Raw genomic sequence first — 22,037 nt, 5'->3', positions numbered from 1 at the left:
ACCTCATAGTTTCTGTCTTGCGGTCAGGCCGTCCGGCCTGCCGCGGAAAGCCGGGGGTTATCCGGCCAGTATCTCGCACTTGAGCACCCCGGGGCTGGCCTTGGCGTCCCCCAGGACCTCCTCCAGAGAGCGGCGGAGGGTGGAGGTTTCCGCCGTCATGGTGACCACGGCGCAGCCGTTGGCGGGGATGTTCTGGTTGATGGTGAGGATATTCACGCCCGTCCCGGCGAACACGTTCAGCACGCCGGATAAGATACCCGGCTCATCCTTCAGCAGGATCTGGAACGTGACGATGCGCCCGTGGAGCATGTCGTTGAAGGGGCGGACAGAGTCCTTATACTTATAAAAGGCGCTGCGGCTGATGCCCACGGCCCGGGTGGCCCCGTTCACGGTGGTCTCCTCCCCGGTCTCCAGCAGGCGCTTGGCCTCGGCCACCTTGCGGAAAATTTCGGGCATGGCGTCGGCCTCTACGATGAAATACTTTGCCGGCGTGTTCATGGCCTCTCCTCCAGTCTACTCGCCCTGCGTGTCCGTGTTGCGCGGGCATTTGTTTTCCGATGTGGACTATTGTAACACAGGTCTGGGATGGGCGCAACGGTTACTTTCCCCAACGAGTGTAAAAAAATTCAGCCGAATTTGGTCCCCTTCCGTCGAATTGTACAACGCCACACGAAAACACTTGTTTTTGTGGAAGCGACAAGCGGCAGAGCGGCGTCTGGGCCGCTTGGCTCCCCTGAAAGGGGAGCTGGCACGGCGCAGCCGTGACTGAGAGGTCACCCCCGCAGGGCAAAACTAAAGCCCTCCGTCTGGTTTTCCCCAAACGGAGGGCCTTTTGTGGATGATAAAACGTGTCTGCCTCACCCAATGTCCTGAGAGGGGGGCTGTTCCGGCGTGGTGGGCTGGGTCTGTCCACCGGTGGTTCCGCCGGAGTGGTTCCCGCCGGGCTCGGTGGGCGTGACGGGTTCCGTGCTGGAGCCGGAGGGATCGGTGACGGAGCTGTCCGGGTCACTCGGGTCGGCGGGCTCGGGGTCGGGGACCACAGAGCTGGAGGTGTGGACCTCGCAGCTGCCGTGGGCTTCCACCACGCTCTTGCGGTACATGTTGTCGTTTGCGGTGGCGGTGCCGATCTGCTTGCGGTCATAGTCGGGCAGGCACATGGTGACGATGCTGTCCTCCGGGCAGTGCTCCCCGGCCAGGTGATAGAGCCCGGTGGGGTTGCCGTTGGAGTCCAGGATGGGGGAGTCCTTGCACATGCGCACCACGCTGTTGGCGGTGTGGACGGTGCAGGCTCCGGTAGGCACGTCGCTCTGGAAGACGGAGTCGCTGGCGGCCCGGCTGCCCCGGGGGTCCATGGCGCAGTATTCAGTGGCCAGCATACCGCTGTCCAGACAGTACTGAACGCTCTTCAGGCCGTTGGCAGAGAAGAAGGACTTGTTGTCCAGCCCCTGGTGGACCTGGCTCATCACCTTTTTCCACAGCTGGGCGGCGGGGTTGCCCGAGGTGCGCATCTTCTCGTTCTGGTCATAGCCGGTCCACACGGCGGCGGTGTAATAGGGGGTGTAGCCCACGAACCAGCGGTCATAGTTCTGGCTGGTGGTACCCGTCTTACCGGCGGCGGTCATGTTGGACAGGGCGGCCTCATAGCCCGTTCCGCTGGTGACCACGTCCCGGAGCATGGAGTTCATATAATAGGCGGTGGATTCTTTAATGACGGGCTCCTGCACGCTGCTGTTGTCCAGCAGGACCTTGCCCGTGCTGTCCTCCACCCGGGTATAGGTGCGGGAATAGGTGTAAACGCCCTTGTTGGGGAAGGTGGCATAGGCCTCGGCCATGTCACGGGTACACACGCCCTTGGTCAGACCGCCCATGGCCAGGGGGGCCACGTCGATGTCGCTGCTCACCTTGCCGTTTTTGGAGATCATGGAGTCCACCAGGTCGATGTGATACTGGTTCTGGACGAAGTTGAAGCTCTCCTGGGGGGTGACCATGTCGGCCAGCAGACGCACGGCGATGGTGTTCACCGAGTGGGTCAGGCCGCTGCGGACGGTAGTCAAGCCCTTATACCGGGCCGCGCCGGAGTTGATGGGCCAGCCGGTGCCGTTGCTGTCGTTATAGGGGTAGTCGTCCACCACCGTGATGGGGGAGACCTTGCCCAGCTCCAGGGCCGGGGAGTAGACGGACAGGGGCTTTAAGGACGAGCCCGGCTGCCGCTGGGCGGTGTTGGCGTAGTTGTTCAGCAGGTTCTGGGTCTTCTCCCCGAACTGGCCAACGATGGCCACCACGTCGCCGGTGGAGTTGTCGATGATGGTGATGGAGGACTGCATGTCGTTGCCCCGGGCGGAGGTATAGTTCAGGTTGGCCCGGTTGGAATAGACCTCCTCGGCGATGGCCTGGATCTTGGGGTCGATGCAGGTGTAGATGCGCAGACCGCCCCGGCTGAGCAGCTGGGCCACCCGCTTGTCGGACAGGTCGTATTTCTCCTTCAGGTCCTGCTTCACGTCGGACAGGACGGTCTCCTCATACCAGGAATAGACCTCCTGCTCGCTGGAGGCGGCGTTGCCGCCCCGGACGAAGACCAGCTCCTCGGCCACGGCCTGGTCGTGTTCCTCCTGGGTGATCATGCCCTGGGCGAGCATCTGGTCCAGCACGTTCTCCTGCCGCCACTTGTTCCACTGCTTGGCGGTCCACACTTCGCCCTCCTTGTTCTTCACCCGGGCCAGGGAATAGGGGCCGTAGCGGGAGGGGTTGTTGGTGATGGAAATGAGGCTGGCGCACTCGGCCAGGTCCAGCTCGGACACGGACTTGCCGAAATAGGTGTAGGCGGCGGAACCCACCCCCTCGCACCGGCTGCCCAGGGGAATGACGTTGAGGTACCAGGTGATGGTGTCCTCTTTCGAGTTGTTCTGGGTGAAGCGCAGGGCACGGACGATCTCGGTGATCTTGCGCTTGACGGTGGTCTCGTTATAGCCGGTGAGGTTTTTGATGAGCTGCTGGGTGATGGTGGAGCCGCCGGAGATGTCCCCGCCGGTGAACATGTCCAGCACGGCCTTGGACGTGCGCTTCCAGTCCACGCCGGAGTGGGACCAGAACCGCTTGTCCTCGATGGCCACGGCGGCGTTGATGAGATCCTGGGGGATGTCGTCATAGTCCACCCAGATGGAGCTGGTGTCGCTGAGGAGGGTGACCAGCTCCTTGTCCTCCCCGGTGTCCGGGTCGGTGTAATACATCACGCTGTTCTGCCCCAGGGTGAAGTCGTCCAGGCTCAGGTCGGCCATGGGGAAGATCACCGTTTTGACATATACGGCGGCAAAGCAGCACAGAATGGCCCCTGTGCACAGGAATACCAGCAGCAGAGTGCCCAGGATAAAGGACAGCCGTCCGTGTTCCCGGCGCGGCCGGCGGGAGCGGCTCCGCCGCGGCGCGGCCCGGCGGTCTTCGTGGGTGTGCTCCGCCTCCCGGCTGGGATGGCGGCGGGGGGGATAGTCGCTGTTTTCATAAAGCGAGCGGTCGGAATGATACTGATCTGACACGTTGTTACCTCCAGTCGGGTGCGGCAAGCCGCCCTCGACGGTCATATTGAACGGAAAGAACGAAACTTTCCAGGGTGCTTTTGTCCCAGCTGACCAAAACAGCAGCAAAAAGACAAATAACATTATACCATATTTTACTCGTTTGTCCACTGTTAGCTGAAATCGAGGGGGAATCTGTATTTGTCTAACAATAGCTTCACCATGACCGGCGGCAGCATCGTGGGCTGCGTAGCGACTGGCGACGCCCACTTGGGCAGCAGCGGCGGCGGTGTGTGTGCAGAGGACGGTACTTTTATCATAAATGGCGGCAGCATCGTCGATTGTACGGCTGATGATTCGAGATCAGAGGCACTGTATCTTGGAGATCGGGTCAACTCCACCATCAGCATCAGCGGCGGCGAGTTCCACGGGACGGTGACAAGTGACGGCACCGTCAGCGGCGGCGAGTTCCACGACATGGTGACAAATTACGGCACCATCGAGGGCGGTGCATTTTATGACGAAGTGATAAATCGCGGTACGATCAGGAATGGCACCTTCGATGGCGCGGTGACGAATGTCTACGATGGTACCATCAGCGGCGGTACATTTAACGGGGAGCTGACGAATCACGGAACCATCGCCGACAGCGCTTACGTCACCGTGACCTTTGATTTAAAGGACGGCAGTGACGCGGCAGCGCAGAAGGTGGTAAAGGGACAGAAGGTCGCTGAGCCCAATGACGTTGCCAAGGAGGGGTATACGCTCGCATGGTGTGCGGACGAGGACTGCACCCAAACGTATGATTTCGATACCCCCGTGACAGCGGATGTGACCCTCTATGCCAAGTGGATGGCCAACCGGTACACCATCACCTTCGACACCGACGGCGGCAGTGAAATGGAAGCCATCACCCAGGACTATGGCACGGCCATCACCGCGCCGGAGGACCCGACCAGGACGGGCTATACCTTTGCGGGCTGGGATGCGGAAATCCCCGAGACCATGCCCGCCGGGGACATGACCATCAAGGCCCAGTGGACGATCAACCAATACACCATCACCTTCGACGCCGACGGCGGCAGTGAGATCGCGCCCATCACCCAGGACTATGGCACGGCCATCACCGCGCCGGAGGACCCGACCAGGACGGGCTATACCTTTGCGGGCTGGGATGCGGAAATCCCCGAGACCATGCCCGCCGGGGACATGACCATCAAAGCCCTGTGGACGGCCAACAGCTCCGGCGGCTCTTCCGGCGGCGGCGGTAGCCGCAACAACAGCTACGCCGTGTCTACCCCTAAGGCGGATAACGGCAGCGTCACCGTGAACAACGGCAGCACCGCCAAGAAGGGCGACACCGTGACCATCACCGTGAAGCCCGACGAGGGTTATGAGATCGACAAGGTGACTGTGACCGACAGCAAGGGCAACAGCATCACCGTGACCGACAAGGGCGACGGCAAGTTCAGCTTCGTGATGCCCGACAGCAAGGTTGACGTGAAGGCGACCTTCGTGAAATCCGAGGTCAAGCCCGACCAGCCCAGCAAGACTGCCTTCGTGGACGTGCCTGAAAACAGCTGGTATGCCGATGCCGCCGACTTTGTGGCCCAGCGGGGCCTGATGTCCGGCGTGGGCGAGAACCTGTTCGGCGGAGGCCAGAACACGACCCGCGCCATGCTGATGACCATCCTGGCCCGCATGGACGGCCAGGACGTGACTGGCGGCGCAACCTGGTATGAGAAGGCTATGAATTGGGCCAAGCAGACCGGCGTGTCCGACGGGACGATGCCCGAGGTGAATATCACCCGGGAGCAGCTGGCGACCATGCTCTATAGCTACGCTAAGCTCAAGGGTATCGATACGACGCAGGGCGGCATGGCTGTCCGTGAGTTCAGCGACTACGACAGCATTTCCGATTGGGCCGGGCAGTCCATGACCTGGGCCGTGAACGCTGGCATTCTGTCTGGCCGGGGCAATAACACCCTGGCTCCCACAGCTGGCGCCACTCGTGCCGAAATGGCCGTGATGCTCCAGCAGTTTGTGGGGCTGATGGAGAAGTAAGGACAAGCAATAACATGAACACCCCCTGGCGGCTGGTTGGCTGCCAGGGGGTGTTGGTTGTTTTGGGGACGGAGAAACGGATTGCCACGTCGGGCGTTGCCCTCCTCGCAATGACGGGGGCTACGATGGGGGGTTAGTCCTCTTTGTTTTTCATCAGCAGGTACATAACGGCCTTTTGGGCGTGGAGGCGGTTTTCGGCCTCGTCGAAGATCTCCTGGGCGTGGGCCTCGAAGACGTCGGCGGTGATCTCCTCGCCCCGGTGGGCGGGCAGGCAGTGCTGCACCATGCAGTCGGGGTGGGTCAGGGCCATCAGTTCCTGGTTGATCTGATAGCCCGCAAAGGCCTTGGCCCGGACGGCACGCTCCTCCTCCTGGCCCATGGAGGCCCACACGTCGGTGAACACCACGTCGGCGTCCACGGCGGCGTCCTTGGGGGCGCGGTGGAGGGAGAACTTGAAGCTGGGGTCGCTGTGGGCAAAGTCCAGCACCTGCTGGTCGGGGTCATAGCCCTCGGGGCAGGCCACAGCCACCTCCATGCCGCACTTCAGGCCGCCCACGATGAGGGAGTTGGCCATGTTGTTGCCATCGCCGATGTAGCATATTTTTAAGCCCTCCAGAACGGCCTTGTGCTCCCGCACGGTCATCAGGTCGGCCAGCACCTGGCAGGGGTGGCAGAAGTCGGTCAGGCCGTTGATGATGGGGATGGTGGTGAAGCGGGCCAGCTCCTCCACCTCCTCCTGGGCGAAGGTGCGGATCATAATGCCATCGCAGTAGCGGTCCAGCACCCGGGCGGTGTCCTCCACAGGCTCGCCCCGGCCGATCTGGCTCTCCTTGCCGGACAGGAACAGAGCGTGGCCGCCCAGCTGGAACATGCCCGTCTCAAAGGAGACGCGGGTGCGGGTGGAGTTCTTCTCAAAGATCATGGCCAGGGTCTTGCCATGGAGATAGTCGTGGACGATGCCGTGCTTCTGGTTATATTTCAGCTGGTCCGCCGTGTTCAGGATGTTCAGAATGTCCTCGGTGGTCAGGTCCAGCAGTTTTAACAGGTCTTTCTGCATTGTAAGCGCCTCCCGGTGATTTTTTTCAGCTTAGGACAGGGTGTTCTTGAGGATGGCCAGCCCCTTGTCCATCTCCTCCTGAGAGATGACCAGAGGGGGCAGCAGTCGCAGGCCGGGCCCGGCGGTGAGACACAGCAGGCCATGCTCCGCCAGCGCGGCGGCCAGCTCCCGGTTGGTCTGGTCGCCCTTGACCTCGATGCCGATCATCAGGCCCATGCCCCGGGTCTTGCCCAGGCAGGGCAGATCCATGGCCTCGATCTGGGCGCGGAGATAGTCGCCCTTCTCCTTCACCTTGTCCAGGAAGGACTGGTCGATGGTGTCCAGCACGCAGCAGGCGGCGGCGGCCCCCACGGGGTTGCCCCCGAAGGTGGTGCCGTGGGTCCCGGCGGTGAACACATTGCGGCACTTCTCGTTGGCCATCACGCCGCCGAAGGGTAGGCCGCCGGCGATGCCCTTGGCGAAGGACACCGCGTCGGGGGAAATGCCATACTGCTGGAAGGCGAACAGAGAGCCGGTGCGGCCCACGCCGGTCTGCACCTCGTCAATGAGCAGCAGCCAGTCCCGCTTTTCACACAGGTCGGCCACGGCGGAGACAAAGGCCCGGTCCAGGGGCAGCACGCCGCCCTCGCCCTGGATCAGCTCGAACATCACGGCGCACACGTCGTGCCCGGCCACCGCCTCCACGCTGTCCAGGTCGTTGGCGTCGGCATAGCGGAAGCCATCGGGGAAGGGGAAGAAGTAGTTGTGGAACTTGTCCTGGCCGGTGGCGGTCAAAGTCGCCAGGGTGCGGCCATGGAAGGAGTTGTGCAGGGTGATGATGGTGCCACGGCCCTTGCCATACTTGTCAAAGGAGTATTTCCGGGCCAGCTTGATCATGGCCTCGTTGCCCTCGGCCCCGGAGTTGGCGAACATCACGTTGGACATACCCGCACGGGTGCACAGCTTCTGGGCCAGCTTGGCGTAAGGCTCGGCGTAGTACAGGTTGGAGATGTGGGCCAGCTTGGCGGCCTGGGCGGACACCGCGTCCACCCAGGGCTGATAGTCATAGCCCAGGGAGCACACGCCGATGCCGGCGGTGAAGTCGATGTACTCCTTCCCGGCCACGTCCCACACGGTGGCCCCCTTGCCGTGGTCCACGGCCACGGGGAAGCGGCTGTAGGCGGGCATCACATACTGCTCGTCCAGGGCTTTGATCTCTTCAAACGTCATAGAAATTCCCCCGCTTTCAGTGTACCAGCATGGTGCCGATGCCCGCGTCGGACAGCAGCTCGATGAGGATGGAGTGGGCCACCCGGCCATCCAGGATGATGGCGGAGTCCACGCCGGAGCGCACCGCCTCCACGCAGCAGTCCACCTTGGGGATCATGCCGCCGGAGATGACGCCCTCCCGCACCAGGGCGGGGACGGAGGAGAGCTGAAGTTCGGAGATGAGGGTGGAGTCGTCCTTGGGGTCCCGAAGCAGGCCGCGCACGTCGGTGAGGAGGATGAGCTTTTCCGCCTTCAGGGCCACGGCCAGCTTGGCGGCGGCGGTGTCGGCATTGATGTTATAGGCGCAGTCGGCATCCGTCCCCTGGGCCACGGTGGACACCACGGGGATATAGCCGTCGTCCAGGGCATCGGTGACGGGGCTGGGGTCCACATGATGGATCTCGCCCACCAGGCCCAGCTTCTCGCTGAGCTGCTTGGCCTGGAACATGCCGCCGTCCATGCCGCACAGGCCCACGGCCCGGCCGCCCATGCGGTTCAGAGTGGCCACCAGGTTCTTGTTCACCCGGCCGCACAGCACCTGCTGCACGATGTCCATGGTCTCTTCGTCAGTATAGCGCAGGCCGTCCACAAACTTGGACTCCTTGCCGATTTTGGTCAGCATCTCGTTGATCTCGGGGCCGCCGCCATGGACCACCACCACCCGGATACCCACCAGGTTCAGCAGCACGATGTCAGAGATCACGGCCCGGCGCAGGTCCTCGGAGATCATGGCGTTGCCGCCATATTTGACCACGATGGTCTTTCCGGAATATTTTTGGATATAGGGCAGCGCCTCGGCCAGCACCTGAGCGCGGTCCACCTCGTTAAAAGCCATGGGAAAGGCCCCCTTTTCAGTATGTTTGTAAAATATCTTGTCATTGCCCCACGGGGCATAGATCAGGTGCGGTAGTCGCCGTTGATCTTCACGTAGTCATAGGTCAGGTCGCAGCCCCAGCACTCGGCGCTCTCGTCCCCCTCGTGCAGGTCCACGTCGATGATGACCTCCTTCTCGGTGAGGATGGTCTTGGCCTTATCCTCGTCAAAGTCCACGCCGTCGCCCTGCTTGCACACCAGGATAGACCCGGCCTGGGAGCAGAAGGACACATCCACATGCTCGGGACGGAAGGGGGCCTTGGAATAGCCCATGGCGCACAGCACACGGCCCCAGTTGGCGTCGGCGCCGAACATGGCGGCCTTCACCAGGGAGGAGCCCACCACGGCCTTGGCCAGGCGCTCGGCGCTCTCCTCGCTGCGGGCCCCGTGCATCTTGCAGGTGACCAGCTTGCTGGCGCCCTCGCCGTCCCCGGCGATGGCCCGGGACAGATAACGGCAGACCTCCTCCAGGGCGGCCAGGAAGGTCTCATAGTCCTGGTCCTTCCATTCAATCAGGCTGTTGCCCGCCATGCCGTTGGCCAGCACCACGCACATGTCGTTGGTGGAGGTGTCCCCGTCCACGGTGACCCGGTTGAAGGTGCGGGCGACCACCTCGTGGAGGGCGTCGCTGAGCATCTCGTGGGTGATGGCGCAGTCGGTGGTGATGAAGGCCAGCATGGTGCCCATGTTGGGATGGATCATGCCGGAACCCTTGGCGATGGCGCCCAGGCGGACCTCCTTGCCCCCGATGGTCAGGGAGACGGCGATCTCCTTCTTCACCGTGTCGGTGGTCATGATGGCGTGGGCGGCGGCGTCAGAGCCGTCGGCGGACAGGGCGGCGGCGGCCTGGGGCAGTCCGGCCTGGATGGCGGAGATGTTGATGGTCTGGCCGATGACGCCGGTGCTGGCCACCACAAAGTCGCCGGGCTCCCGGCCGGTGGCGGCGGCGGCGGAAGCGCTCATGGCCTCGGCGTTCTCATGGCTCTGGGGGCAGCAGGCGTTGGCGTTGCCGCTGTTGGCCACCACGCCCCAGGCCACACCGTTTTCCAGGTGGTCCATGGTCACATACAGGGGGGCGGCCTTCACCCGGTTCATGGTATAGGTGGCGGCGGCGGCGCACTCCTTCTCCGACAGGATCAGGGCCAGGTCGTTCTTATCCGGGCTGCTGCCCGCCTTCACGCCGCAGTGGACACCGGCGGCGGTAAATCCCTTGGCGGCACACACGCCGCCGGAAATCTGATTCAGCATAGTGATCTTCCTCGCTTTCCTTAGATGACAGGGGCCGCGCCCCTGGAAGATGTTTTGACTGTTTGAACAGAACGGTCAGTCGATGTTCAGCCCGGTGCTCTCCGGGAAGCCCAGCATGATGTTCATGTTCTGCACCGCCGCGCCGGAGGCCCCCTTGCCCAGGTTGTCGAACTGGGCGGTGAGCAGGGTCTGGTCGGTGTGGCCGGACACGGTGATGGTCAGGTAATCTTTACCCGCCAGGGCGCTGGTGGCCAGACGGGGGGTCTCGCCGCCGAAGGGCAGCACCCGCACCATCTCCTGCCCCTCGTAATAGGAGGAGAGCATCTCGCAGATGTCCTGGGCGGTGGGGGTGCCGCTGAGCAGCTTGTTTTGCAGCATGACGGAGGTCATCATCCCCTGGCGGATGTCCCCCAGGATGGGGACGAACACGGGGGCGCTGTCCAGCCCGGCCAGCTTCTGCATCTCGGGCAGGTGCTTGTGGGCAAGACCGATGGAATAGAGGCTGGGGGCGTCCAGCAGAGGGCTGCGGTCAGGGGCCTCGTACTCGGCGATCATCTTCTTGCCCCCGCCGGAGTAGCCGGTGAGAGAGAAGCAGGTGACGGGATAGTCCCGGGGCAGTACCCCCAGCTGGGCCAGGGGGGCGGCGGTGGACAAAAAGCCGGTGGCGTGGCAGCCGGGGTTGGCCACCCGGCTGGCGAACTTGATGCGCTGGCGCTGGCCGGGCAGCAGTTCGGCAAAGCCGTACACCCAGCCCTCGGCGGTGCGGTGGGCGGTGGAGGCGTCGATGACCCGGGTCTTGGGGTTGTCGATCAGCGTGACCGCCTCTTTGGCGGCGGTGTCAGGCAGGCAGAGGAAGACCAGGTCGGCCTCGTTTAAAAACTTTCGGCGCTCCTCCGTGTCCTTGCGCTTGTCCTCGTCGATGAGCAGCAGTTCGATATCGTCCCGGCTGCCCAGGCGCTCATAGATCTGAAGGCCGGTGGTGCCCTCTTTCCCGTCAATGTATACCTTGGGTCGATTCATGTTTTGATCCTCCCTTATGCGCTTTGCGCTGAAACGGGTCTCAGCCGTTGTGACCGGCAAAGCCCTCGCTCTCGTTTACGTTATAAAGTCCATAGAAGGACAGGGTGTCCTCGGGCCCGACCTCCTCCTTGGGACCTTGGTTGGTCCACAGAAGGAAATATTCCGGCAGGTCGGCTAATTTAGCCCCGGGGCAATAGAGCATGACCTCCTGGGCGTTGTCCAGGCCATAGGGGTCGGCGCTGACATAGCGCACCTGGTCCCGGATGACCTCGTTGCCCGGGGTGTCATACAGATGGATGAACTCCAGCTCCATGGAGTAGATGTGGGGCTTCTGCTCCACCGGCGGGGTGAAGCGGCCGCTGAAATCGCACTGATACACGGTGGAGTCATAGCCGTCCCCAGCGTCCCCGGCGTCGGCGTCCTCATAATGGCCGGTAAAGGTCCCGTCCGCCTTGATGGAGATTTGGGTGGACCAGGCCCCCGCGCCGCTGGAGAAGACAAAGGTCTGGGGCAGCTGGGCGAACAGGTCCTCCTGGGGCTGCTGGGTCTGCGCCTGGGGCTGGCCCGGGTCGGGCTGCTGGGACAGGTCTGGGTCCTGAGCCTGCTGGGGGTCGTCCTCCGGCGCTTGATCGCCGGAGCTGTCGCCGCTGCCGTCTGCCGGGGACTGGGTGCTCTTGTCAGTGCCTGCGGGGCGTTCCTCTCGGGCTGACGCCGAGGTGCTCACGGCGCTCTGGGGCGGCTGAGACTGGTCCAGCGGGCTCTCCCCCCGGCTGCCGCATCCGGCCAGCAGCAACACCGCCGCCGCCAGGGCCAGGGCCCGCTTTTTTATGTGATACATCGGTTCTCTTCCTTCCCGGATAAAATGCGCGGGCGGGGGCAAGCCCCCGCCGCTAAAGGCTTTTCGCCACAATCATACCCGGTCTGTGGTCCTTTTGCAACTGTTTTCCACAATGTCCTGCATTTTTGTGGATTATTTTCGGGTTTACCAGGCGTTTTTAAGGCCGCCTTACTTGGTGTGCTCGCCCACGAACTGCTCGATGAGGTCGATTTGCTTCTGCACGCTCTCCTTGGCGGGGCCGCCATAGACCTTGCGCTCGTTGACGCAGGTCTTCAGGGCCAGGGCGTCGTACACGTCCTCGTCGAACAGGGAGGAGATGGCCCGGAAGTCCTTCAGGGTCAGGGTGTCCAGGGTGTCGCCGGACTTGATGCACATGTTCACCAGACGGCCCACGATCATATAGGCCTCACGGAAGGGCAGGCCCTTCTTGGTCAGATAGTCGGCGCAGTCGGTGGCGTTGATAAAGCCGCCTGCGGCAGCCTTGGCCATGTTCTTGGGCCGGACGGTGAGGGTGTCCACCATGGCGGCGAACACGGGCAGGCACAGCTCCACGGTGTCGATGGCGTCGAAGATGGCCTCCTTGTCCTCCTGCATGTCCTTGTTATAGGCCAGGGGCAGGGACTTCATCACGGTGAGCAGGGTGACCAGTGCGCCGTAGACCCGGCCCGTCTTGCCCCGGACCAGCTCGGCCACGTCGGGGTTCTTCTTCTGGGGCATGATGGAGGAGCCGGTGGAATAGGCGTCGTCCAGGTCCACATACTTGAACTCCCAGGAGCACCACAGCACGATCTCCTCGGAGAAGCGGGACAGGTGCATCATCAGGATGGACAGGTCGGCCATCAGCTCGATGGCATAGTCACGGTCAGAGACCGAGTCCATGGAGTTGTCCGTGGGCTTGCTGAAGCCTAGGGCGTGGGCGGTCTGGAACCGGTCCACGGGATAGGTGGAGGTGGCCAGGGCGCCGGCGCCCAGGGGGCACTCGTCCAGCCGCTCCAGGCAGTCCTCCAGTCGGGTCACGTCCCGCTTGAACATGTTGGCATAGGCCATCATATAGTGGGCGAAGGTGGTGGGCTGGGCCCGCTGGAGGTGGGTATAGCCGGGCATCACCGTGTCCAGGTTGGCCTTGGCCTTTTTCACCAGCACCTGCTCCAGGTCCAGGACCTGCTTGATGATGGCGGGGATCTCTTCTTTCACATAAAGGCGGGTGTCCACGGCCACCTGGTCGTTCCGGGAGCGGGCGGTGTGCAGCCGCTTGCCAGCGTCGCCGATGCGCTGGGTCAGCATGGCCTCGATGTTCATGTGGATGTCCTCGTTGTCCAGAGAGAACTCCACCTTGCCGTCCTCGATGTCGGCCAGGATGGCCTTCAGGCCCTCGATGATCTTCTTGGCCTCGTGCTCCTCGATGATGCCCTGCTTGCCCAGCATGGTGGCGTGGGCGATGGAGCCCCGGATGTCCTGCTGATACAGCCGGGCGTCAAAGCCGATGGAGGAATTAAAGTCGTTTACCAGTGTGTCGGTCTCCTTCTGAAACCGTCCAGCCCAAAGCTTCATAGTATTTTCTACCTTTCCGGCGTCCCCACAAACATCTGGTATGTGGGACGCAATATTAAATTGAGAGTGGAGACGCGCGGGTCTCCACTCTCAAAAAGCGTCTATTCGCGTCTTACTTCAGCTTGCCCTGGTCCCGCAGCGCCTGAACGGTGTCGGGCAGGCCCCACAGGTTGATAAAGCCCTGGGAGTCCTTCTGGTCATAGTCGCTCTCCTCAAAGGTGACCAAGTCCTCGGAGTACAGGGTCTCGGGGGAGGTGACAGAGGCGGTGATGATGTTGCCCTTATAGAGCTTGAGCTTCACAGTGCCGGTGACGTGCTTCTGGGTGTCCACGGCGAAGGCCTGCAGGGCCTCCCGCAGGGGAGTGAACCACTTGCCGTTATAGACCAGGTCGGCAAAGTCCACGGCCAGCTTCTGCTTCATGTGCTTGGTGTCCTTGTCGATGGTGATCATCTCCAGCACCTCGTGGGCGCGGTAGAGGATGGTGCCGCCGGGGGTCTCGTATACGCCGCGGTCCTTCATGCCCACCAGACGGTTCTCTACGATGTCCAGCAGGCCGATGCCGTTGTCGCCGCCCAGCTTGTTCAGCTTGCGGATGATGTCGCTGGCCTTCATCTTCTCGCCGTCGACAGCCACGGGCCAGCCCTTCTCAAAGTCCAGGGTGACATAGGTGGCCTTGTCGGGGGCCACGGCGGGGGACACGCCCATCTCCAGGAAGCCGGGCTCGTCATACTTAGGCTCGTTGGCGGGGTCCTCCAGGTCCAGACCCTCGTGGCTCAGGTGCCACAGGTTCTTGTCCTTGGAATAGTTGGTCTCACGGGAGATCTTCAGGGGCACGTTGTGGGCCTCGGCATAGTCGATCTCCTCGTCACGGCCCTTGATGGACCACTCACGCCAGGGGGCGATGATGGTCATCTCGGGGGCGAAGCGCTTGATGGCCAGCTCGAACCGGACCTGGTCGTTGCCCTTGCCGGTGCAGCCGTGGCAGACGGCGTCGGCGCCCTCCTTCTTGGCGATCTCCACCAGACGCTTGGCGATGACGGGACGGGCAAAGGCGGTGCCCAGCAGATAGTCCTCGTACTTGGCACCCATCATCATAGAGGGGATGATGACGTCGTCCACCATCTCGTCGGTCAGGTCCTCAATGTACAGCTTGGAGGCACCGGTCTTGATGGCCTTCTCCTCCAGGCCGTCCAGCTCGCTGCCCTGGCCCACGTCGGCGGAGACGGCGATGATCTCGGGGTTATTATAGTTCTCCTTCAGCCAGGGGATGATGATGGAAGTATCCAGACCGCCGGAATAGGCGAGCACCACTTTTTTCACTTCAGCCATGATGTATTTCCTCCATAAAGACAGTTTGAAAGGGATTTTCCGCGCTTTTTGCGGAAAGAAAAGCCTTTCGGTTGTTTCAGTGCTGTCAGTCTATCACTCTTAGGGCGGAATTGCAACCCCCTATTCGCATAGTTATCCATATTTTTTCCCGGCCCATCCGTATATTTTCACCAAAAATGAATATTATGCAAAAAATCACTGGATTTTATACATTACTATGTATACGAAAACAGTCCGGGGCTTGCCTTTTTGCCCGGGATGGGGTACACTGAGAAAAATTTGACCGAATAAAAAAGAGTGAATATCAAATCAAACGAGGTGTATTATCATGCCAAAGCTCTTCCGGCAGATCCTCTTCTATTATCTCATCGCCGTGAACGTCCTGGCCTTTGTCCTGATGGGTATCGACAAGCGCCGGGCCAAGCAGAACGCCTGGCGCATCCCGGAGAAGACATTGTTCCTCCCGGCGATTTTCGGCGGGGCGCTGGGGGGCGTGGCGGGGATGCGCCTGTTCCGCCACAAGACCCGCCACTGGTACTTCAAATATGGCTTCCCCCTGCTGCTGCTCCTCCAGCTGGCCGGGGCGGGCTGGTGCCTCTGGCGGTTCCGGGGATAAAAAATTTCTTCTTTCGGTATAGTTCTCCAGCAATCGGTCCAGACTATCCCCAGACCCAATGCAAAGGAGGCTTGGACCATGCAGGCAAAGCACAAGGACCGCACCCAGCGCACCCAGACCCAGGATGCCCGGCAGCCCCAGGAGCCGCAGAAGCAGCCCCAGACCCAGGACAGCCGGCAGACCCCCAGCAGCCGCTGAAAATTCCGACTCATGTGTATCCTCCCGCCGCCGGACCGCAGCCACGGTCCGGCGGAATTTTTGCGTTTGACACAAAAGTTCACAAATAATATCTTGACTGCTGAAACAAATATTATATAATTTGCTTACAAAACCGGAGGAAGGGGGCCTGATCCATGAAACGAAACATCGTGATCCCGGCGGCGGCAGTGACGGCCGTCCTGCTGCTGGCCATCAGCGGCGTGCGGGAGAGCCGCTATACCTATGAGACCCAGCCCGGCGGCTGCGTGCAGGTCCAGGGCGGCGGATTTGCCGGGCGGCAGTATCCCGGCGGCATGGCCATGGGGGCCGGGGGCGGCCTGCTGTTCTGGCTGGACCAGGGCGGCCCCGAGCTGGAGCTGACGGCGGAGTTCCCCGACAAGGCCGTCCCGGTGTCGATCTCCCTGGGGGAGTTGGGCGGCATGAACGGAACGCCGGTGTTCGTCCCAGCTGACGAGAACTATTATAAGGTGTGGGTGGACGTGTCCGCCCAGGTGACCCGGACGGACGTCTATCGGGTGGACCGGCGCACCGGCGCGCGGGAGCTGTGGAACAGCACCTATGCCACGGAGGACATCCAAGCTGTGCCGGAGGCCGTCCCGGTGGAGACATAAGAAGAAATATAAGAGATCGAAATTGGCCGCCGCCGAAGTCCTGAAATGGGGCTTTGGCGGCGGTCTTTAATATTTCTTAAGAAAATTCGCCCTTGCAACTTAATGGCGGTGTGTTATGCTAGACACAAGACAAGAAATCTGATGACGCAAGGGAGAGCGGCGTATGTATACCATTTTGATCTGTGACGACGACAAGGACATCGTCTCCGCCCTGGATATCTATCTCACCAGCGAGGGCTATCGCACCCTGAAGGCCTATAACGGGCGGGAGGCCATCCAGGCCGTGGAGCAGAACGAGGTCCATCTGATCCTGATGGACGTGATGATGCCCGAGCTGGACGGCATCCGGGCCACCGCCAAGCTGCGGGAGGGGAGCAACGTGCCCATTATCCTCCTCACCGCCAAGAGCGAGGACGCGGACAAGATCCTGGGCCTGAACATCGGGGCGGACGACTATATCACCAAGCCCTTCAACCCCCTGGAGGTGATGGCCCGGGTGAAGTCCCAGCTGCGGCGGTATACCAGCCTGGGGGGCGCGGACAAGGGACCCGGTCTGCTCACCGTGGGGCCCATCACCATGGATGACGGGGCCAAGCGGGTGACGGTGGACGGGGAGCCGGTGGCTCTCACCCCCATCGAGTATAACGTGCTCAAGCTGCTGCTGTCCCACCCGGGACAGGTGTTCTCCTCCGCCCAGATCTATGAGCAGGTGTGGAACGACCCGGCCTATGGCTCGGAGAACACGGTGGCCGTCCACATCCGCCACCTGCGGGAGAAGATCGAGATCGACCCCGCCGACCCCCGGTATTTAAAGGTGGTGTGGGGCCTGGGCTATAAGCTGGAGGAGGGCGTGCGGTGAAGGAGACGAGACACGTCGGCCACAGCGGAGTATGGGCAGCCGCAGCGGCCCTGGCGGTGTGCGCCCTGCTGGCGGCCTATTTAGGACTGAGCGCCCTGTCCACTCTGGAGTGGCAGGGGGTCTATTGGCAGGACAGCCGCCAGTTTCAAACGCTGTGCCAGAGCTGGAACGACCGGGTGGCCACCTCCGTGGCCGACTCCATCGCCCTGAAGAGCGACACCATCAGCTATGTGGAGCGCCAGCAGCTGGAGGGCACCATGGCGGAGTTTGAGGCGGATGCGGACGCCAGCGAGACCAACTATCGCTTCCGCCTGCTGGACCGGAGCGGGGAGGAGCTGTCCTCCAACCTGGGGGATGGGGAGAGCCTGCTGACCGCCGTGGATCACATCGGCTATGCCAGCTTTGTCCCCGGGGCCTACACCGCCGAGGGGCTGGACAGCTATGTCTATTACGCCCAGTACTACGGCTGGACGGAGAAAACCGACGAGACGGTCTCCGCCCTGGAGGACGTGGCGAGAAACGGTGAGGACGCCGACGGCCAGTATATCCTGGAGTATGGCGTGGCGGCTGAGCCGCAGATCGACGACAGCTTCTATCAGCTGCGGCAGGAGATCACCCGGGCCCAAGGGCAGTTTGCCTTTCGGGTGGGGGTGGGTGCGGCGCTGCTGCTGGCGGCGCTGGCCAGCCTGGTCTGTCTGCTGTGCCTGTCGGCGGGGGAGGGCTGTGTCCCCACCTGGCAGGAGAAGATCTATCTGGAAGTCTATCTGCTGGGGGCAGGGGCCGTGGACGTTCTGCTGACAGCGGCGGCGGGAATGGCCTGTCAGGCGGCCGCTGCGGGTGAGATATGGTCAGAGCGGGCGGAGATGCAGTGGCAGGCGGACCTGGTGATCGCAGGGGGAGCTGCCGTCTTCGCCGGGGCCATGCTGTGTACAGCGCTGCTGCTGCGCACGCTGGCGGTGCGCCTGCGCACGGGCACCCTGGGCCGGACCAGTCTGCTCTGCCGGGGCTGGAGCGCAGTGTATCGGGGCGTGGGGGAGCTGGTCCGCCAGCTGCCCCTGACCTGGCGGACCATCGCGGGCTTTTTCGTCTATCTTCTGGCCAATGTTCTGTCTGCGGCCATGGGCTATGGCGGCGGGCTGCTGGTCATCCTGGTTAACGGGGCGGCCCTGGTGCTGCTGTGCCGGTGGACGACCAGCTTTGCCCGCCTGCGCCGGGGCAGCCGGGCCATCGCCGCCGGGGACCTGAACTATCGGGTGGACACCGCCCGGATGCCCGCCGACCTGCGGGCCTATGCCGAGGACCTGAACAACATCTCCATCGGCCTTGCCGGGGCGGTGGACGAGAAGATGAAGAGCGAGCGCTTTAAGGCCGAGCTCATCACCAACGTCTCCCACGACCTGAAGACCCCCCTCACCTCCATCATAAATTATGTAAACTTATTGAAGACCACCCGGCAGACCGACCCCAAGGCGGCGGAGTATATCGAGGTGCTGGACCGCAAGTCCCAGCGGCTGAAAAAGCTTACCGAGGACCTGGTGGAGGCCAGCAAGGCATCCACCGGCGTGCTCAGCGTCAGCCGGGAGAAGATCGGTATGTCCCAGCTGCTGGACCAGGCCCTGGGGGAGTGGACGGAGAAACTGGAGGAGCGGAAGCTGACGGTGGTGACCACCGTGCCCGAGGGGGAGACCTGGGTCTATGCCGACGGGCGGCATCTGTGGCGGGTCATCGACAACCTGCTGTCCAACTGCGCCAAATACGCCATGGAGGGCACCCGCATCTATGTAGAGCTCTCCCGGGGGAAGGGCCAGGTGACCCTGTCGGTGAAGAACGTCTCCCGGGAGGCGCTGAACGTCCCAGCGGAGCGGCTGATGGAGCGCTTTGTCCGGGGGGAGGAGTCCCGCAGCAGCGAGGGCTCCGGCCTGGGGCTGTCCATCGCCCGCAGCCTCACCGAGCTGCAGGGGGGCGAGTTCCGGCTCACTGTGGACGGGGACCTTTTTAAAGCGGAAGTCACCCTGCCCCAGGCAAACTGAGCATTGCGTATCATGCCCGAAGACCGCCGCCGTCGGCTATCCCTTGACGGACGGCGGCCTTTTCGTTATGATGGATGAGGAAATCTGATTTATTTTATCGTAAGTAAAGGAGCCTCATATGGATCTTTGCAATATCAACGAGATCAAGGCGCTGCTGGCCCGAAACGGCTTTCGTTTTTCCAAGTCCATGGGCCAGAACTTCCTCATCCAGTCCTGGGTGCCCGAGGACATCGCCGCCGCCTCCGGCGCGGGTCCCGGCACGGGGGTGCTGGAGGTGGGTCCCGGCATCGGCCCCCTCACCCGCCAGCTGGCCCGCCGGGCGGACAAGGTGGCGTCGGTGGAGCTGGACCGGTCCCTGCTGCCCATTTTAAAGGAGACCCTGGCCGACTGCCCCAACGCGGAGATCGTCCCCGGAGACATTCTGAAGACGGACATCCCCGCCCTGGTGGAGGAGAAGTTCGCCGGGCTGAAGGCGGTGGCCTGCGCCAACCTGCCCTATAACATCACCACCCCCGCCATCACCGCCCTGATCGAGGCGGGCTGCTTTCAGTCCATCACGGTGATGATCCAGCGGGAGGTGGCCCGGCGCATCTGCGCCAAGCCGGGCACGGGGGACTATGGGGCCTTCTCCGTCTTCTGCCAGTATCACACCGCGCCGGAGTTGCTGTTCGACGTGCCCCCAGAGTGCTTCATCCCCGCCCCGAAAGTCACCTCCTCTGTGCTGCGCATGGTCCCCCGCCCCGCGCCGGAGGAGGTGGATGACCCGGAGCACTTCTTCCGGGTGGTGCGGGCCGCCTTTGCCCAGCGGCGGAAGACCCTGGTCAACGGACTGCACGCCGCCTTTGGGGACAAGCTGACCAAGGAGCAGCTGGCAAACATCCTTGTGGACTGCGGTCTGCCCGCCGACGTGCGGGGGGAGCGGCTGGGTATCGCCGAATTTGCAGGAATATCGAGAAAAATCCGTCAGACCCAGGGCTGATTTTCGGCGCTTTTCCACAGGACTGAATCTTGCCTTTCTCCACTAAATAGGGTAAAATGAACCACAGTAAGAAGTGTTTTTGCAGACTGAATTGCTGAAAAACTTCACTGAGCGGCCCTCTCCCCCCTGAAAACCCGGGCCGCCCCACGCATATCAAATCAAGGAGGAACTGTTATGGAAACTTATGGTTTGGAATCTCTCGGGATCATCAATCCCAGCGCTGTTTACCGCAACCTCACCCCCGCCAAGCTGGTGGAGAAGGCCCTGTGCCGCGGCGAGGGTAAGCTGAGCGCCACCGGCGCGCTGTGCGTGACCACCGGAAAGTACACCGGCCGCTCCCCCGACGACAAGTTTATTGTTGACTCCAAGGGCGTCCACGACGACATCGCCTGGGGCAAGGTGAACGTGCCCACCACCCAGGAGGTCTTCGACGCCCTGTATGAAAAGATGGTCGCCTATCTGCAAAACCGGGAGATCTTCATCTTCGACGGCTATGCCGGCGCCGACCCCAAGTATACCAAGGCCTTCCGCATCGTCAACGAGCTGGCCTCTCAGAACCTGTTCATCCACCAGCTGCTGCTGCGGCCCACTGAGGAGCAGCTGAAGAGCTATGTCCCCGACTTCACCATCATCGCCGCCCCCGGCTTTAAGTGCGTGCCCGAGCGGGACCACACCCACTCCGAGGCCGCCATCATGATCGACTATGAGAAGAAGCTGGTCCTCATCGCCGGCAGCCAGTATTCCGGCGAGATCAAAAAGTCCGTCTTCTCCGTCATGAACTATCTGATGCCCAAGCAGGGTGTGTTCCCCATGCACTGCTCGGCCAACATCGGCGAGAAGGGCGACTCCGCCATCTTCTTCGGCCTGTCCGGCACCGGCAAGACCACCCTGTCCGCCGACCCTGACCGCAAGCTGATCGGCGATGACGAGCACGGCTGGGCCGACGACTCCGTCTTCAACTTCGAGGGCGGCTGCTATGCCAAGTGCATCGACCTAACCGAGGAGCGGGAGCCTGAGATCTATCGGGCCATCAAGTTCGGCTCTCTGGTGGAGAACGTCATCATCGACGAGGAGACCCGCCAGGCCGACTATGCCGACGGCTCCCTCACCGAGAACACCCGCGTGGGCTATCCCGTGGACTATATCCCCAACGCCGCCATCCCCGGCATCGGCGGCACCCCCAAGACGGTGATCTTCCTCACCGCCGACGCCTATGGCGTCGTGCCCCCCATCTCCAAGCTGAACGCCAAGCAGGCCCAGTATTACTTCGTGTCCGGCTTCACCTCTAAGCTGGCCGGTACCGAGCGGGGCATCACCTCCCCCGTGCCCACCTTCTCCACCTGCTTCGGCGCGCCCTTCATGCCTCTGGACCCCTCCGTCTATGCGGAGATGCTGGAGAAGAAGGTGCAGCAGTCCGGCGCCAACGTCTATCTGGTCAACACCGGCTGGTGCGGCAACAGCGGCAAGCGCATGAACCTGAAGTATACCCGCGCCATGGTCACCGCCGCCCTGAACGGCGAGCTGGAGAAGGCCCAGTTCGTCACCGACCCCTATTTCGGCGTTCAGGTGCCCACCTCCTGCCCCGGCGTGCCCGATGAGCAGATGATCCCCGCCAAGCAGTGGGGCGACGACCAGGCCGGTTATGAGAAGAAGGCCAAGGAGCTGGCCCACTCCTTCGTGGAGAACTTCAAGAAGTACACCCACATGCCCGAGGACGTGGTCAACGCCGGTCCCAAGGCTGAATAAAACGACGAAAGAGACCGATTTAAACAGCGAAAGGAAAGACGTCTGGACTAGACGTCTTTCCTTTTTTAAGTCAAAAATCCGGCAAAATAACTTAGGTTGTGCGGAGTAAATTTGACATACTTATTCGGTATAGCAAATATACAATACAAGTTCTTTTCTAAAGGGCGAAATTCTGTTAAAATGTGCCCATAGGATAAAGACCCCCGCAGGTGCAAAACACCTGCGAGAATTTAACAGAA

At 62.2% G+C, this 22,037-nt stretch carries 17 protein-coding genes; 7 read left to right on the top strand and 10 right to left on the bottom strand.

The window, feature by feature from the left end; all coding sequences use genetic code 11:
- Window positions 1-57: 57 nt before the first annotated feature.
- Both ACSAMP_RS02040 and ACSAMP_RS02035 read right to left on the bottom strand, forming a co-directional pair.
- On the bottom strand, window positions 58-498 hold the full coding sequence (locus ACSAMP_RS02040) for an ACT domain-containing protein (RefSeq protein WP_441796289.1): 441 nt from the start codon (window positions 496-498) through the stop codon (window positions 58-60).
- Window positions 499-857: 359 nt separating this feature from the next.
- Complete coding sequence (locus tag ACSAMP_RS02035; protein WP_457799341.1) at window positions 858-3,530, bottom strand: transglycosylase domain-containing protein; 2,673 nt, start codon at window positions 3,528-3,530, stop codon at window positions 858-860.
- Between the two features lie 180 nt (window positions 3,531-3,710).
- On the opposite strand from ACSAMP_RS02035, the gene ACSAMP_RS02030 reads away from it, so the two are divergent.
- On the top strand, window positions 3,711-5,573 hold the full coding sequence (locus ACSAMP_RS02030) for an InlB B-repeat-containing protein (protein WP_457799340.1): 1,863 nt from the start codon (window positions 3,711-3,713) through the stop codon (window positions 5,571-5,573).
- A 133-nt stretch (window positions 5,574-5,706) separates the two neighbouring features.
- Here ACSAMP_RS02030 and argF read toward each other — a convergent pair whose 3' ends face one another.
- From argF to ACSAMP_RS01990, 8 genes are all read right to left on the bottom strand, one after another.
- Window positions 5,707-6,630, bottom strand: coding sequence for an ornithine carbamoyltransferase (argF, locus tag ACSAMP_RS02025; RefSeq protein WP_457799339.1), 924 nt, complete (start codon window positions 6,628-6,630; stop codon window positions 5,707-5,709).
- A 30-nt stretch (window positions 6,631-6,660) separates the two neighbouring features.
- Window positions 6,661-7,839: an aspartate aminotransferase family protein gene (locus tag ACSAMP_RS02020; protein ID WP_457799338.1), complete on the bottom strand. Its 1,179-nt coding sequence runs from the start codon at window positions 7,837-7,839 to the stop codon at window positions 6,661-6,663.
- A 16-nt stretch (window positions 7,840-7,855) separates the two neighbouring features.
- A complete protein-coding gene (gene argB, locus ACSAMP_RS02015; RefSeq protein ID WP_227144400.1) occupies window positions 7,856-8,713 on the bottom strand; it encodes an acetylglutamate kinase in 858 nt (285 codons plus the stop codon).
- A 62-nt stretch (window positions 8,714-8,775) separates the two neighbouring features.
- On the bottom strand, window positions 8,776-9,996 hold the full coding sequence (gene argJ / locus ACSAMP_RS02010) for a bifunctional glutamate N-acetyltransferase/amino-acid acetyltransferase ArgJ (RefSeq protein ID WP_457799598.1): 1,221 nt from the start codon (window positions 9,994-9,996) through the stop codon (window positions 8,776-8,778).
- A gap of 78 nt (window positions 9,997-10,074) precedes the next feature.
- A complete protein-coding gene (argC, locus tag ACSAMP_RS02005; RefSeq protein ID WP_457799337.1) occupies window positions 10,075-11,019 on the bottom strand; it encodes an N-acetyl-gamma-glutamyl-phosphate reductase in 945 nt (314 codons plus the stop codon).
- A 40-nt stretch (window positions 11,020-11,059) separates the two neighbouring features.
- Window positions 11,060-11,857 (bottom strand): hypothetical protein, encoded by a 798-nt coding sequence (locus ACSAMP_RS02000; RefSeq protein ID WP_457799336.1) that lies wholly within the window; start codon window positions 11,855-11,857, stop codon window positions 11,060-11,062.
- 168 nt (window positions 11,858-12,025) lie between these two features.
- Window positions 12,026-13,408, bottom strand: coding sequence for an argininosuccinate lyase (gene argH, locus ACSAMP_RS01995; protein WP_457799335.1), 1,383 nt, complete (start codon window positions 13,406-13,408; stop codon window positions 12,026-12,028).
- Window positions 13,409-13,520: 112 nt separating this feature from the next.
- Window positions 13,521-14,738, bottom strand: coding sequence for an argininosuccinate synthase (locus tag ACSAMP_RS01990; RefSeq protein ID WP_457799334.1), 1,218 nt, complete (start codon window positions 14,736-14,738; stop codon window positions 13,521-13,523).
- A 328-nt stretch (window positions 14,739-15,066) separates the two neighbouring features.
- Between ACSAMP_RS01990 and ACSAMP_RS01985 the strand changes: the two genes are divergently transcribed.
- The 6 genes from ACSAMP_RS01985 to pckA all read left to right on the top strand — a co-directional run bounded on the left by ACSAMP_RS01985 (window position 15,067) and on the right by pckA (window position 21,798).
- Entirely contained in the window at window positions 15,067-15,354 is a 288-nt protein-coding gene (locus tag ACSAMP_RS01985; protein ID WP_457799333.1) for a DUF1294 domain-containing protein, read from the top strand.
- Window positions 15,355-15,707: 353 nt separating this feature from the next.
- Complete coding sequence (locus tag ACSAMP_RS01980; RefSeq protein WP_457799332.1) at window positions 15,708-16,184, top strand: hypothetical protein; 477 nt, start codon at window positions 15,708-15,710, stop codon at window positions 16,182-16,184.
- A 163-nt stretch (window positions 16,185-16,347) separates the two neighbouring features.
- Window positions 16,348-17,043, top strand: coding sequence for a response regulator transcription factor (locus ACSAMP_RS01975; protein ID WP_457799331.1), 696 nt, complete (start codon window positions 16,348-16,350; stop codon window positions 17,041-17,043).
- Complete coding sequence (locus tag ACSAMP_RS01970) at window positions 17,040-19,073, top strand: sensor histidine kinase (RefSeq protein ID WP_457799330.1); 2,034 nt, start codon at window positions 17,040-17,042, stop codon at window positions 19,071-19,073. Before ACSAMP_RS01975 ends, ACSAMP_RS01970 begins: the two co-directional genes overlap by 4 nt.
- A 118-nt stretch (window positions 19,074-19,191) precedes the next feature.
- A complete protein-coding gene (rsmA, locus tag ACSAMP_RS01965) occupies window positions 19,192-20,052 on the top strand; it encodes a 16S rRNA (adenine(1518)-N(6)/adenine(1519)-N(6))-dimethyltransferase RsmA (RefSeq protein WP_457799329.1) in 861 nt (286 codons plus the stop codon).
- Between the two features lie 174 nt (window positions 20,053-20,226).
- Entirely contained in the window at window positions 20,227-21,798 is a 1,572-nt protein-coding gene (gene pckA, locus ACSAMP_RS01960; RefSeq protein WP_457799328.1) for a phosphoenolpyruvate carboxykinase (ATP), read from the top strand.
- The last annotated feature ends 239 nt before the right edge of the window (window positions 21,799-22,037 follow it).

This window comes from Flintibacter sp. SJQ-8 (assembly GCF_054108085.1).
The sequence above is the reverse complement of the archived record's forward strand: the minus strand, read 5'-3'. Positions and strand labels throughout refer to the sequence as shown.